Below are 14,491 nucleotides of genomic sequence, written 5' to 3'. Positions count from 1 at the left end.
TGAGGTCTTGGCAGACAAGGATTCACTTTCGTGTTTTCGCCTTTTTTTGTTGCAGATTAAGCGCCCATGCGACGAACGGCCCCCCGTCGGCGCGGACGCTTTTTACCGGAAGCTGCTCCTTAGCCATCAGGTTTCTCATGATCGAGAAGGTTTATGCCCCCGCAGGTGCCGCCGCGCGCCTCATTCCGGTTTTGGCCGTGGGCCTCGTCACTTTGGCCTCAGAGGCGGCTGCCGCCCGTCCCGAGCTCGGGACATGGTACGACGACAGCGGACAGGGCGCTGTCGAGGTTTACATTTGCGCCGAGGCTCCGAATAAGCTCTGTGGCCGCATTATCTGGCTAAAAGACCCCCTCAACGCCGAGGGCGAGCCCAAGCACGATCGCTACAATCCGAACCCGACCAACCAAGGGCGCCCGATCTGCGGCCTGCCCATGATCTGGGGTCTCGGCCTGATGTCGGACGGAACGTTCGACGGCGGCAAGATTTACGATCCGAAGACCGGCAAGACCTATGACGTGGCGCTGAAGCTCGCGCAGCCCGACAAGCTGACGATCACGGGCTATCTCGGCATGAAGATGCTCGGCAAGTCCTTCACCTGGACGCGCGCGCCCGACAATCTGCCCCGCTGCGAAGGCTCTCCTCCGCCAGCCTGATCACGAATCCTGTGAAGTAAAAGAAAAAGGCCGGGTTTCGCACCCGGCCTTTTTCTTGGAAATCTCTAGAAATCCGAGCTTATTCGGCGATGCCTTTGCCCTGGATCAGGCGCGCAACGGCAGCCTTCTCCTCGATCTTCTGAGTGAGGCGCACGACGAAATCGACCGTCCGATCAACGACGGTCGACCGCTGACGATCGAGCGTCACCATGTGATAGCTGTCGTTGAGCACCGTCATCTCGACCACGCCGCCGAGCTCGCGCTGCAGGCGGAAGGCGTTCGAGATGTCGCTTTGATCGTCCTCACGCGGGTGGAAGATGGCAGCGTGCTGCGGGATCTCGCGCAGGCGGCGCTTAACGTCACTCGCAAGCGACAGGAACTCCCACACGATTCCACCACCACGGCCGAACAGATCCTCCACGGGGCGGCCTTCGCTCTTGAAGCTCTCGATGACGAAGTTGCGAATGCGCTCGTCCTTGATGCCGAACGGCGCGCGCTGACGGAAGTGCATCAGCGAGGCAACCCACTTGTGATAAATCAGCTTGAACAGCGGGAAGTACCGCGGAATAGCCCAGCCGTTCGGCCACATCGTCGGAGCGAACAGCAGCAGGCCATCGATCTCTGATGCGCGCTCGCGGGCCAGCCGCAAGGTCAGCATGGCTCCGGCTGACTGACCGCCGACGATGACGACGTCGCAATGGGCCTTCAATTCGTCGTGCGCGGTCTCAAGAGCTGCGTACCAATCCTTCCAAGACGACAGGCCGGACGGATCCGTGCCACCGCTTAGACCGGGAATGAACGGGCAGTAGACGGTGCACCCCTGACGAGCGAGCCCCTGGGCAACAAAGCGCAATTCAACCGGATTGCCCCCAAGACTGTGCACGAGCAGCACGCCCACCCGGCCACCCGGCATCACCAGGCTACCCCTGTAGGCGTTGATTTTTTCCTTCTTATTCATGCAGTTACGTGAACTCGCTGTTACCCGTCAAAAGGAACTAAAGCCGATTAATAGCGAAATGCCAAGCTTGGAGTTTGCATTGCAATTAATCGCCGTTGCTTTAGCGGTTGTTGTTTTCTTCCCTCAGCACCATTCGTCCGGCGATCAGCTTCATCGATAATGAAGCAGGGCTTCCCTTGGGTTCCCTTAGCTCAGCCAAACGAAAATATTTCGCTAACCGGTCCCCGGGCATCGCTCATCCAGGCGACGCCATTCCGAAAGGTAGACCAGCTACGCCCTGCCCGCCGGAGCGGTCCGTCGGCACGGGGCTCTAAACCTTCTAGGGCCTTACCTGCAACTCCCGCACCACCTTTGCCTATGGGGCTATCGGTCGCAAGGTAAATAGATCTAGAAGCATCCAGACCTTGGCGGACAACCTTCTGATGAAATCTCACAAGGTTTCCGTTGCCGGAGCCCGGGGGTCGGGCGCCGACGGTGCCCTGATCCCCAGTGCGTGCGGCAGAAGTGTGACGACGCAAAACCCGCCGACTGACTTTCCGTTTGCTGTTCATCCGTTCTGTCGATTTATTACCTGACGAACAGATTGTGATATCGACGAAAACTTCGGGAATAAAATCATAACACGGTCAGATTGACGCACACCGTCAAATGGACCCGGAATGGCGGCGATAGCACCCTCCCAAATTGATCGCGAGAGGCTTCGGCGACGATCGGCGGAGGGTCCCCGAACGCGAGAAGTGTCGGAAATGTCACTAGTGCGTCCAGTTGGCCAGCGTATAGTAAACTTATGGGAGCGCAGATCTTCACGCCGTCGTGCGCATCCACTTGGAGTTGGTCGTTGCCTTCCCTGCCGCGTTCCGCCGTATCGCTTACCCTCGTCCTAGCGATTTTCACGCAGGCAGCGCACCCGGTGTTTGCGGCGCCTCCCATGACGCGAGCCGACTACGAGGCCTGCCAGAAGGCGGACGAAACGGGATTTCGCGGTTCCATCGAAGCGTTGACGCTCAAATCCCTCGAAGCGGGCGTAAAGACGTTTGATTACCGCGGCAGCGTCGAACGGCAATGGCGGCGCGCCGGCATGGACGATCTCCTGGCCAAGCGCATCGACGTCGCCATCGAAGAGGTGCGCAGCGAGACGAGCTGGGCCGGGCTCGCGCAATCTCTGATCAACTCCGAGAAGGCGCAGGAAATTTCCGCCGCGGTCGCCGAGCGCGTCTACACGTCGGACGTCATGAAGACCGCTATCGAGGGTCTCGCCACGGGCGTCGGCAATGAGGTTGGGCAGACACTCGAGCTCGCGAGCCAGGATGCGGTTGGTCCCTCGCTCGAGTGCTTGAGAGCGTTCCTCGGCGGCCGCTACGGTACGACGGTGGCGCGCATCGTCAGCGGCGATGTCGAGCATGATTTCGGCGTGCAGACGCAGGCCGGGCGCGCAGCCGTTTCTTCCGGCACGGTGCTGCAGCAGTCGAGCCAGGGCATCGCGGGCGCGGCGATGATTCTCATGCGCCGGCAGCTCGCCAACATCGCGGCGCGCGTCGGTCAGCGGCTTGCGGGCAGCATTCTTGCGAGACTGGTTTCGGTAGCGGCCGGCGGCGTCGGCTTGGTTCTCGTTGCGAAGGACATCTGGGAGCTGCGTAACGGCGTTTTGCCGATCATCGCCGAAGAGATGAAATCCGACGCCACCAAGGGGCTGGTGAAAGACGAGCTCGCCAAGACCATTGCCGAGCAGATCAACGCGCATTTAAACGAGATCGCAGCCAAGGCGGCCGAGCGCGTGATCGAGATCTGGCGCAGCTTCCAGAATGCGCACCAGAAGGCGCTCGATCTTGCGCAGCGCGACGAGGCTTTCCGCCGCTTCCTAGATACGGTCAAGCCTGAGCAGCTGGCGCGTCTCGACGAGGTGGTGGCGCTCATTCTGGCAAAGGATGGCGAAGCAGGCGTTCTGAAGCGTCTCGGTGACGGCGCGCTCAACGAGGCGGTGCGCTTCCTGCCCGAGCCTGCCATGATGATTGCACGCGACACGCGCTCGATCGATGCGGCGCTCGGCTGGTCCTCACTCGCGGGCGATCAGCTTCCGAAGGTTCTCGAGCACGAGGTCTACCGGCGCGCAGGGCCGGACGGCTTCACGCGCGCGACCTTGTCTGCTCTGCTCAAGCTCGACGATCATGTGGCGATCACGCGGCTTGCGGCACTCCCTGCCGATGCGCGCGACCGGCTGTTCGGCCTCGGCACCGAGGATCTCAAGCGGTTGGCGCGCGCCTTCTCGGAATCCGAGCTCGAGTCGCTTTCGCGCTATCTGGACGGGCTCGAGCCGGGTCCGCGGGCGCGCGTGCTGGCGGCCATCGCGGCGACGCCCGGAAAGATGCAGAGCCTCGCTACGCCGCGCGTACGCTCCGCCGTGCTCGCCAGCCGCGATCAGGCCCGCGCCGTGGACATGATGCTGCGCGAGGGCAGCGGTAGCCCGGAAACCATTCTCAACGACGTCGCGGCCGCTTGGGACGGCAACATCTCTCCCATCCTGATCTGGGAAAAGCATCCGCTTGTGGTGATCGGTGCTGGCGTGGCCGTCCTGTTCTTCCTGCTACTCCTGCGGCGGCTGTTCCGACCGCGCCGTCCCGCTGGCCCCGCTCAAACGACGGCGTGACGATAGCGTTTTCGACCTCCGATCACGTCCTCGCGTAAACTGGGTCGCGGATTTATTGACGCTTCCGGCCGCGCCTCATAGGTTGCCGGCCTCCGCTGATTTGCCGCGAACGCCGAAAGCCCCTGTCATGACCGAAGCTGCCGCCCTCGATCCCGATCTGTCCACCGCGCTTGGCGATGCCAAGGCGTGGCCGTTCGAGGAAGCGCGCCGGCTCCTCAAACGGCTCGACAAGATCCCCGGCGGTGCCGACAAGACCGTTCTGTTCGAAACTGGCTATGGGCCTTCGGGCCTACCGCACATCGGCACGTTCGGCGAGGTCGCGCGCACGACGATGGTGCGCCACGCCTTCAAGGTGCTGACCGAAGGCAAGATCAAGACGCGGCTTCTCTGTTTCTCCGACGACATGGACGGCATGCGCAAGATTCCGGACAACGTGCCGGATCGCGCCGCGCTCGAGCCCTTCCTGCAGTTGCCACTGACGTCCGTGCCGAACCCCTTCGGCGGCGACTACAAGAGCTTCGGTGATCACAACAACGCCATGCTACGGCGTTTCCTCGATACCTTCGGGTTCGAGTACGAGTTCGCGAGCGCCACCGAGTATTACAAGTCCGGCCGCTTCGACGAGGTGCTGCTGCGCACCGCCGAGCGCTACGATCAGATCATGGCCGTCATGCTGCCGACGCTCGGGGCTGAACGCCAGGAAACCTACAGCCCGTTCCTGCCCATCTCGCCAATCTCCGGCCGCGTGCTGTATGTGCCGATGAAGAAGGTCGACGCAAAGGCGGGCACGGTAACGTTCGCCGACGAGGATGGCACCGACGTTACCGTGCCGGTGACGGGCGGGCGCGTGAAGCTGCAATGGAAGCCGGATTTCGGCATGCGTTGGGCGGCGCTCGGCGTCGACTTCGAAATGTTCGGCAAGGATCACCAGACCAACGCGCCGATCTACGACAAGATCTGCAAGATCCTCGGCGGCCTGCCGCCGGAGCATTACGTTTATGAGCTGTTCCTCGACGAAAAGGGCGAGAAGATCTCGAAGTCGAAGGGCAACGGGCTCACGATCGACGAGTGGCTGACGTATGCCTCTCCCGAAAGCCTGGCGCTGTTCATGTTTCAGAAGCCGCGCACCGCCAAGAAGCTCTATTTCGATGTCATTCCGCGGGCCGTCGACGAGTACCTCCAGCTCCTCGCCGCCTATCCGCGCCAGGACGCCAAGGGGCGCCTCGACAATGCTGTCTGGCATATCCATGGCGGCAACCCGCCGTCGCACACCGTGCCGACAGGCGTTACGTTCTCGCTGCTCCTCAATCTCGTCGCGGCTTCGAACGCCGACGACAAATCCGTGCTGTGGGGCTTCATCAGGCGTCACATCTCTGACGCGAGCCCCGAGGTTTATCCGCTGCTCGACCAGCTCGCGGGCTATGCGGTGCGCTATTACGCCGACTTCGTGAAGCCGAAGAAGCGGCACCGTGCCCCCGACGAGGTGGAGCGGGAAGCGCTAAAGGCGCTCTCAGACGCCCTCGCAAAGGCATCCCAAGATGCCAGCGCGGAGGAGTTGCAGACTATCCTCTACGACGTCGGGCGAACCATTCCGCGCTATCAGGATTTCGCGGCGAAGGGAGCGACGCCCGAGAAGCCCGGCGTCTCGAACGCCTGGTTCAACAGCATCTACGAAATCCTGCTCGGCGAAAGCAAAGGCCCGCGTTTCGGCTCCTTCATCGCGCTCTACGGCGTTCCGGAGACGCGCGCGCTGATCGAGGCCGCGCTCAAGGGCGAGCTTGTCGCGGCCGACCCCAAGGCGTCGCCGTAACTCTCAGAGCTTGATATCCCAATCCTTGAACAGGATGCGGATCAGATCTTCGGTTCGGCTGAAGATTTCCGCTGCCGTCCACTCTGCAGCGTCCGCGAGTTGCCGCGACAGCAGATATTCGGAGCGTGCGAGAATGGCGCGCTTCTCGGGCCAGTCCTGCTGATCGGCCTTCTGGTTCTCCGCGGGAGACAGGAACGTCAGATTGCCGAGCCGATGGGCGTGCTGCTTCACGGCGCGTGGAGACGGGAAATGCGTTCGCCAGCTGCTCTTCGGTGCGAAGGCGCGCGGCAGGATATGCTCGATGGTCAGGCGATCGTGGGCGATCGGTCCCGGATCCTCGCCGATCGCGATGCTGATGCGCCGCAAAACGCGCGCACTGAAATGCTTGGCATCGAACGAAGGGCTGCGCAGGTTGGCCAGCGCCTTGACGCGCATCTCGGCCGTGACCTCGAACTCGCGCATTCCGCCCACAGGGCCGCCGCGGTCGATCTCGCCAAGGAGCTGCAGGATGCGATTGTGCTGGCGCGTCGGATCGAAGCCGGCGATGCGCATGATCCAGACCAGGCGCTCGAGCCTGCGGAAGAAGAGGCGCGTCTCCTCGGGGGCCCGCCGCTGCTGCAGCCAGAGCACGGCGGCCGGCACCCAAAGCTGCGTGTCGATCCAGCCTAACCGTTCGACGGAGGTGCCTGCTCCGAGCGGATCCTCATCCACGCGCCGGAGCGCAGCAAGCCGTTCGGCCGCCGGCCTGAGCTCACTTAGAAGAAAAGAGGAGCCGGCGCCGGGTACGTTGAATTTGTAGGTCTCGGCAATCTCGACCTCGACGGGCTTGCCGCTCTGCTTGCGCCGCTTCAGGGTGCGCAGATGACCGAGCAGCGCGTGCATGTCGGTGGCCCCGAGGAGCGCCTCGCAGGATTCCCAAACCTTTTGACATTCGGCACGCTCGGCGCCCGGCACGATGGACAACAGGTTGAACTTTGCACGGTCGGATTTCGAGAAGTCGACGCGGGTCTCTTCTTCAGTGCGCAGGAACGACCAGGCCTCATCCTCGTCCTCGACCGCAGAGACGATGACGCAGCACCGTTCGGCCAGGTAATCGATCAAGCTGTGGCGCAGCTCGGGCGGAAACTCCACGCCGGACAGCTCGGTGCGCAGGTAGTTGCGGTTCTCGATAAGATTGCGTTCGGTCTCGGATAGGTCGTCGAGCGCCTCGTCCGGCTCGAGCGCGGTTCCGCCCGGTGTCTGCACGAACTGCTCGCATGTGGCGGCAATCGCCTCCTGCGGGCTTAGCCGTAAATCGCGGCCGCGAATGAAGCCGTGCAGGCGCCTCTGTTGCTGCGGACTGCTCTCAAGGTCTCGCATCACGGCGAAAAGCAGCGTCAGCGACATGATCCGCTGATGGCCATCGACAAGCGAGGTCGCCGGCTGGCCCCTCTTCTTGCCGACCATCAATTTACCCAGGAAATAGCCGCGTTCGCCCTCGCTCGCCCGCATGGCGGCCGTGATGTCCGACAACAGCCGGCCCACTTGCTCCGTTTGCCACGCATAGGCACGTTGAAAATACGGGAGCCGGAAATGGAAATCGTCGGAGAAAAGATCTTTAAGTGGCAAAACGCTAACAGAAACCAAGTCGTGCACGCGGACTGTCCCCGTCATTCTTGTCGACGAAGTGCGACACGCATTCCCCGAGACCTCTGCCCCGGGCAAGACCTCTTAAAAACGTCAGTCGGTTCTTCAGTCGAAGTGTCGTCTATCAGGATTGCGCATTACCCCCCGCAATCCCGTGCTATTCCCCTGTTCGATACGGCCTGATCCCTCGCTCGGCCGAGCCTCCGCACAGCGTGAGCTTGCTCCTGTTGCGCGGGCGGATCACTCTAGCGCATGGCGGCGAGCGCGAGAACACGGCAGGAGGAATTGCACGCCAGGTGGGTAAAGAGTGAGTGAATGCGGACACACGAGGCACCATGATCTTCAAGATTGTCGACTGCGCAGCCTGGCGCGCTGCATGTGCCGAGGGCCTGTTCCGGGGCTCCGCCGACGACATGCGCGACGGCTTCATCCATTTCTCGGCGCCCCATCAAGTGCGTGAGACGGCGGCCAAGCACTTCAGGGGGCGCGACGATCTGTTGCTGGTTGCTATCGACGACGCTGGCCTCGGCGAGGCGCTGGTGTGGGAGCCATCGCGCGGCGGCGACCTTTTCCCGCACCTCTACGGGCCTCTTCCGACATCGTTGGCCATTTGGGAAAAAGCGTTGCACCTCGACACCGGCGGCCTTCCGATCATTCCCGAGGATGTCGCGGCATGATCGGCTTGCTGTCACGCTTCGCCCAGCCCTTCCTGCTGGTCCTCGACCCTGAAAGAGCGCATGAGCTGACCCTGCGCGCGCTCGAGCTCGGCGCCTACCCGCGGTGTGCCGGTGAACCGGATAGCGCCTTGCGCGCAACCATTTGGGGGCTGAACTTTCCCAATCCCGTCGGTATTGCTGCGGGGTTTGATAAGGATGCCCGCGTGCCGGACGCCCTGCTTAATCTCGGCTGCGGGTTTGCCGAAGTTGGCACGACGACGCCGAAACCCCAGACCGGAAACCCGGTGCCGCGGGTGTTCCGCCTGGTCCGGGATCGGGCGGTGATCAACCGGCTGGGCTTCAACAATGCCGGCCATGCCGCAGCGTTGAAGCGGCTCACGGCCCGGCCGCAGCTTGGCATCGTTGGCGTCAACATCGGTGCCAACAAGGACAGCGCGGACCGCGCCGGCGACTATGTGGCGGGGATCTCGGCGTTTTACGACGTGGCGAGCTACTTCACGGTCAACATCTCGTCACCCAATACGCCCGGGCTGCGCGATCTGCAGGCGCCAGACGCGCTCGATAAGCTGCTGGGCCGCATCCTGGCAGCGCGGGCGGAGAAGGTTTCCCAAGGCTCGCCGCGGCGTCCGATTATCGTCAAGATTGCGCCTGACCTCACCGAAACGGAGCTCGGCGAGACGGTGACGACGCTTCTTACTCACGGTGTCGACGGTATTGCCGTGTCGAATACGACGCTGGACCGCACCGGGATCGCCGATGCGGCGGCAAAGGAGGCGGGCGGATTGTCCGGGCGGCCTCTTTTTCACCGCGCGACAGTCATGCTGGCCCGCGTCTATCAGGCAACGGGAGGCAAGGTGCCCTTGATCGGAATCGGCGGCATCGGCAGCCCCGAAACCGCCCTGGCCAAGATCGAGGCCGGAGCTAGCCTGCTGCAGCTTTACACAGGGCTCATCTACGAAGGGGCTGACCTCGTTGCGCGGATCAACGCGCATCTTGCGCGCGTTTGCCACGAGCGTGGTGTGCGCTCGATCGCGCAGCTCAGCGGCATGCGTGCCGCTGAGTGGGCGGCAAAGCAGATCTAGCTTTACTCGGCGGGGGTGTGTGAGGGCGGCGGCAGCGCGAGCGGCGCGCTTTCCTCCGGCTCGTCAGCCTTGCCGACATACGGGCTGAACAGGCGCCATATGATGCTTCCAATGTCGTCCATCACCATGAAGACCGCGGGGACGAACACGAGGCTCAGGACCGTCGACGAGATGAGGCCGCCTATAACGGCGATGGCCATCGGAGCGCGGAACTCGCCGCCGGATCCGAAGGCCAGCGCCGAGGGCAGCATGCCACCCACCATGGCGATGGTGGTCATGATGATCGGACGGGCACGCTTGCGGCCGGCGTCTACGATCGCCTCGGCGCGGGGAACACCCCGGCGTATCTCTTCTACGGCGAAATCGACCAGCATGATGGCGTTCTTGGTCACGATGCCCATCAACATCAGGATGCCGATCACGACCGGCAGGCTGATCGAGTTGCCGGTCAACGCCAGCGCTGCGATGGCGCCGCCGATCGAGAGCGGCAGCGAGAACAGAATGGTGATCGGCTGCAGGAAGCTCGAGAATAGCAGCACGAGCACGGCGTAGACCATCATCAGGCCGGCGCCCATGGCCTGGCCGAAGCTCTCGAACACCTCAGCCATGATCTCGGCATCGCCGAACTGCTTGATCTCGACGCCGGGCGGCAAGTCCTTGGTTGCCGGCAGGGCCAAGACGGCGTTGACCGCGTCGCCAAGTGGCGTGCCGGTCACGAGATCGGCGCCGAGCACGATGCGCCGCGTGCGATCGTAGCGGTCGATGGCCGTCGGGCCTTGGCCATAGTCGAACGTAGCGACGGTCGAGAGCGGCACGGCGGTGCCGGATGCCGACGGGATTTTCAGCTCCTCGAGCAGCTGGCGGTTTTCGCGTGCGCTGGTCTTCAACTGTACGCGGATCGGGATCTGCCGATCGCCGACCTCGAACTTCGCCAGATTGGCGCCGATGTCGCCGATGGTGGCGATGCGCACCGCCTCCGAGATGGCTTCCGTGGTAATGCCAAGCTCAGCCGCCACCTCCGAGCGCGGATAGACGCGTAGCTCCGGGCGGTCTAACTCTGCGGTGGAGACCACGTTCTGCAGGAACGGGAGCCGCTTGGCCTGGCTTGTTAGCTCGGCCGCGACCTCGGTCACGGCCTTGCCGTCGCGGCCGGTCACTACGAGCTGCATTTCACGCTGACCGTTGTCCTGCATGAAGAAGTAGCGAATGTCCGGGATGTCGGCCAGCTCCCGGGTGATCTCGCCGTTGATCTGGCTTTGAGCGAGGGCGCGCTCGTCGCGCGGCTTCAGCGTGACGATCATCGTCGCCTTACGCACCTCCTCGCTGCCGCCGAGCAACGTGCCGCCGATCGTATAGACGCTTTCCACGTCCTGGCGGGCCGCGATGCGGCGCGCGATTTCATCGGTCGCGTTTTCGGTGTCGGCGAGCTTCGAGCCCGGGGGAAGCTCGACACCGAGCAGCATGCGTCCGGAATCCTCCTGCGGCAGGAAGCCAGACGGCAGCAGATAAAAGCTGCCGATGGAGCCAGCGAAGATCAGGAGGCCGAGCCCGACGGTTGCGAAGTGATGGCGGACGGACCAGCCCACGAGGCGCGTGTAAAGACGCATCAGCCGGCCTTCCTTCTCGACGTGGTCGTGAGCACGCATGAAGTAGGCGGCGAGCAGAGGCGTGACGAGGCGCGCCACGAGCAGCGAGAAGAAGACGGCGGCCGCGACCACGAGGCCGAACTGCTTGAAGTACTGTCCCGCGATGCCGCCCATGAACGACACCGGCGTGAACACAGCGATGATGGTCGTGGTGATGGCGATGACGGCAAGGCCGATCTCGTCCGCCGCCTCGAGCGAGGCTCGATAAGGCGATTTGCCCATATTGATATGCCGGACGATGTTCTCGATCTCGACGATGGCGTCGTCGACGAGGATGCCGGTGACGATGGTGATGGCCAGAAGGCTCACGAGGTTGAGCGAGAAATCCATCGCCGACATGGCCCAGAAGGCAGGGATGATCGACAAGGGCAGTGCAATGGCGGCAATGATCGTCGCGCGCAGATCGCGCAGAAACAGAAACACGACGATCACCGCCAACGCCGCGCCCTCCATGAGGGTCTTCATGGTGGCTTCATAGGAGCCCATCGTATAGTCGACGGTGTTGTCGATGCGCTGCAGCGTGACATCCGGATAGAGCTTGCGGATTTCGTCGATCCTCTCGGCGACGCGTTCCGCCACGCCCGTATCGCTTTCGCCTTTGGCGCGCGAGATCGCGAACGCGACGATGTCCTGGCCGTCGAGCTTCGCGAAGGTGCGCGGCTCCTCAACCTCGTCGGTGACGGTGCCAAGCTGATCGAGACGCACTTTGCGGTTGCCGGGCAGCGCAATCATCGTCTGCGCCAGCTCGGCAACTGTCTCCTTGCTCGCGAGCGTACGGATGGCCTGCTCGCGGCCGGCGATCTCGCCGCGTCCACCGGCCAGATTGATGTTCGACGCGCGCACCTGCCGGTTCACCTCTCCCGCAGTCGTGCCATAGGCAAGCAGACGATCCGGGTCGAGGTTGATGCGAACCTCGCGCAGCACGCCACCCATGCGTGCCACCTGGGAGACGCCTCTCACGCCCTGCAGCAAGCGAACCATGGTGTCGTCGACAAACCACGACAGCTCCTCGGGTGTCATGGCCGGAGCGCGGGCCGAATACGTGACGACCGGAAGGCCTTCGATCTCGATGCGCGTGACGACGGGCTCTTCGATGGTGCGCGGCAAATCGGTGCGGATTCGCTGCACGGCATCCTTGACGTCATTCAGAGCGCGGTCCGGGTCCACTTCAAGGTAGAACTCGACGGTCGTCAGGGACGAGCCTTCGGTGATGGCCGATGTGACGTGCTTCACTCCGGTGACGCCGGCAATGGCATCCTCGACGCGCTTGGTCACCTGCGTCTCGAGCTCGGACGGCGCGGCGCCGGACTGATAGATACGCGCCTGCACGATCGGCACGTCGATGTTCGGAAAGCGCGTGACAGGAAGCGACTGGAAGCTCAGCACGCCGAGCACCATCAGCACGAGAAACAGCACCAACGACGGTACCGGATGGCGGATCGACCAGGCCGAGACGTTCATTGGCTGGCCTCGCTAAGCTCGCCGGAGGCGGCTGCCTCAGGCTTCACGGCCCGGACCGCATCGCCGTTGCGCAGAAACGTGCCGGCTTTTGCGACGACGAGACCGCCTTCGGCAAGGCCGCTCTCGACGGCAATCATGCCGTTCGCCTCAAGCCCCGTCTTGATCGCACGCGTTGCAACCTTGCCGTTGGTGACGACCTGGATGCTCGGGCCCTCGGCCGTGTAGAGAACGGCGGAGAGGGGCACGGCGATGGCACGACCGCGACCGGTCTCGACCAAGCCGCGTCCGAAGGCGCCGACCTTGAGGGCAGGGTTGTCGCCCAGGAAGATGCGCACCCGGCCAAGGCGGGTTGCCTTGTCCACCTCGGGGGAGACCAGGCGCACCTTACCATCCACCTCGAGGCCGCCGGGCGCCGCGATGCGCGCCGGCTGGCCCGGCTTGATCTTCCACAGGTGCGTCTCGGCGACCTCCGCATCGAGCTCGATCTCGCCCTTTTCGATAATGCGGAACATGGTATCGCCGCCGGTCAGCGTGCTTGCGGTGGCGATGCCGCCGATGCGGCCCGCGCGCTTGCTTACAATGCCGTCTGCGGGGGCGCGTACCTCGGCGCGACCGCGACGCCAGACAAGCTCGCGGCGTTGCGCCTCGATCTGGCTTTTCTCTGCCTTGGCCTGCGCAAGCGCGCCGCGTGAAGATTCGAGCTGCGCCTCGGCGGATTTGAACGCAAGGTGACGCTGATCGAAGACCGCCTCGGACAGATACTTCGATTGCACGAGCGGGCGGGCGCGTTCGAGCTGTGCCTTCGCCTCCGCGACGCGGGCCTCCATCTCGAGGATCTGGCTTTTTGCGCGCTCTATGGACGCGGTGGCGCTGCCGAGCGAGGCTTCATTCGCCGCAAGCTGGGCTTCGATCTGCTCGGTGACCAGCACGGCGAGCAGATCCCCTTTCTTGACCTTGTCGCCTTCCTCGGCCTTCAACTCGAGCACGCGCAGGCCGTCGACCTCCGGCGCAACCAGGATCTCCTCGCGCGGCACGAACGACCCCGTGACGAGCACCGTCTCGACGAAATCCGCCTTCGCTGCCTCGACCACGGACACGGCCGGCGGCGGCTGCTCTTTGGCCGCGTTATGCTTGGCATCGTCCTGCTTGGCGGCAAATGACGCGAGGTAAGGCTCGACGAGGCCAGATTGATAGGCGGCTATGCCAAGCCCGACGAGGCTCGCGAATATAACGAGCGCACGCTTTCTCATGACGCAGCCTCGGACTTTTGGGGTTTTCCGGTTTCGGGTTGAGACGAAGACAGAGCGGTGTCTGTGGCTGCAGGATCCACCGGGTTCAACAGCGTGCTCACCATGCGCACGAGCACGGGCAGGATCTTCTGAATGTCGAAGTCCGGGTCGACGGCACGGCGCCAGAACAAGCCATCGCCGATCAGAGAGACAACCTCAGACAGCGTATGCGAATCATCCTGCGGCTTGATCTTGCCGTCCTGGCGCGCGCGTTCGAACACCTGCTCGAAGCTCTGGCGGCAGTAAGCATCGACGGAGCGGAACGTCGCGGCGACGTTGGGATTGCGCGTCGACTCGCCGCCGATCTCGAGGCCGAGCACACGCTTGTACTGCGGCTCCTCCGTCATGTAGTGCTCGCCGAGCTTGGCCATCGCGGTCAGCAGATCCGGCGCATCCGCGAGTTCCGCGAGCTCCGCGGCCAGCTTGGCACGGTCGCGCTCGACGATGCCCGCGATCAGATCCTCCTTTGAGGCGAAATACACGTACAGCGCGCCGGGGCTGATACCCGCCTCGCGGCAGATGTCCTGCATCGTGCAACGGTGGAAGCCCGCGCGGGCAAAGCAAATTTCCGCCGCGTCGAGAATGCGCTCGCGGCGGGCCTTCTGGGTCTCTGGTTTGAGCTTGGGCATGGGGTCTTCAGACGAC

At 63.5% G+C, this 14,491-nt stretch carries 10 protein-coding genes; 5 read left to right on the top strand and 5 right to left on the bottom strand.

Annotated features, from left to right (window positions below):
- The first annotated feature begins 137 nt into the window (after positions 1-137).
- On the top strand, positions 138-653 hold the full coding sequence (locus CS1GBM3_RS15985) for a DUF2147 domain-containing protein (protein ID WP_072396491.1): 516 nt from the start codon (positions 138-140) through the stop codon (positions 651-653).
- Positions 654-732: 79 nt separating this feature from the next.
- Here CS1GBM3_RS15985 and CS1GBM3_RS15980 read toward each other — a convergent pair whose 3' ends face one another.
- Positions 733-1,611, bottom strand: a complete 879-nt coding sequence (locus tag CS1GBM3_RS15980; protein ID WP_072396489.1) for an alpha/beta hydrolase — start codon at positions 1,609-1,611, stop codon at positions 733-735.
- 928 nt (positions 1,612-2,539) lie between these two features.
- Here CS1GBM3_RS15980 and CS1GBM3_RS15975 point away from each other — a divergent pair.
- Positions 2,540-4,255: a hypothetical protein gene (locus CS1GBM3_RS15975; RefSeq protein ID WP_072396487.1), complete on the top strand. Its 1,716-nt coding sequence runs from the start codon at positions 2,540-2,542 to the stop codon at positions 4,253-4,255.
- Positions 4,256-4,382: 127 nt separating this feature from the next.
- On the top strand, positions 4,383-6,065 hold the full coding sequence (locus tag CS1GBM3_RS15970) for a lysine--tRNA ligase (protein WP_072396486.1): 1,683 nt from the start codon (positions 4,383-4,385) through the stop codon (positions 6,063-6,065).
- 3 nt (positions 6,066-6,068) lie between these two features.
- Here the strand turns inward: CS1GBM3_RS15970 and CS1GBM3_RS15965 are convergent, their stop codons facing one another.
- Positions 6,069-7,718 carry a DUF262 domain-containing protein gene (locus tag CS1GBM3_RS15965; RefSeq protein ID WP_083567672.1) on the bottom strand — a complete coding sequence of 550 codons (1,650 nt, stop codon included), beginning with the start codon at positions 7,716-7,718 and terminating at the stop codon, positions 6,069-6,071.
- Between the two features lie 308 nt (positions 7,719-8,026).
- Here CS1GBM3_RS15965 and CS1GBM3_RS15960 point away from each other — a divergent pair, with 308 nt between their 5' ends.
- Together CS1GBM3_RS15960 and CS1GBM3_RS15955 are read left to right on the top strand one after the other, a co-directional pair.
- Positions 8,027-8,368, top strand: coding sequence for a DUF952 domain-containing protein (locus CS1GBM3_RS15960; RefSeq protein WP_072396481.1), 342 nt, complete (start codon positions 8,027-8,029; stop codon positions 8,366-8,368).
- The gene (locus CS1GBM3_RS15955) at positions 8,365-9,450 is read left to right on the top strand and encodes a quinone-dependent dihydroorotate dehydrogenase (RefSeq protein WP_072396480.1); all 1,086 of its coding nucleotides are present in this window, start codon (positions 8,365-8,367) and stop codon (positions 9,448-9,450) included. Before CS1GBM3_RS15960 ends, CS1GBM3_RS15955 begins: the two co-directional genes overlap by 4 nt.
- Positions 9,451-9,452: 2 nt before the next feature.
- On the opposite strand, the gene CS1GBM3_RS15950 is transcribed toward CS1GBM3_RS15955, so the two are convergent.
- From CS1GBM3_RS15950 to CS1GBM3_RS15940, 3 genes are read right to left on the bottom strand one after another with little or no spacing between them, the layout of a single operon-like run.
- The gene (locus CS1GBM3_RS15950; RefSeq protein WP_072396478.1) at positions 9,453-12,557 is read right to left on the bottom strand and encodes an efflux RND transporter permease subunit; all 3,105 of its coding nucleotides are present in this window, start codon (positions 12,555-12,557) and stop codon (positions 9,453-9,455) included.
- On the bottom strand, positions 12,554-13,807 hold the full coding sequence (locus tag CS1GBM3_RS15945) for an efflux RND transporter periplasmic adaptor subunit (RefSeq protein ID WP_072396476.1): 1,254 nt from the start codon (positions 13,805-13,807) through the stop codon (positions 12,554-12,556). The genes CS1GBM3_RS15950 and CS1GBM3_RS15945 overlap by 4 nt, the downstream gene beginning before the upstream one ends.
- Positions 13,804-14,475: a TetR/AcrR family transcriptional regulator gene (locus tag CS1GBM3_RS15940; RefSeq protein ID WP_072396474.1), complete on the bottom strand. Its 672-nt coding sequence runs from the start codon at positions 14,473-14,475 to the stop codon at positions 13,804-13,806. The genes CS1GBM3_RS15945 and CS1GBM3_RS15940 overlap by 4 nt, the downstream gene beginning before the upstream one ends.
- Positions 14,476-14,491 lie beyond the last annotated feature (16 nt).

The organism is Hyphomicrobium sp. CS1GBMeth3, from assembly GCF_900117455.1.
Lineage (GTDB): Bacteria > Pseudomonadota > Alphaproteobacteria > Rhizobiales > Hyphomicrobiaceae > Hyphomicrobium_C.
The sequence above is the reverse complement of the archived record's forward strand: the minus strand, read 5'-3'. Positions and strand labels throughout refer to the sequence as shown.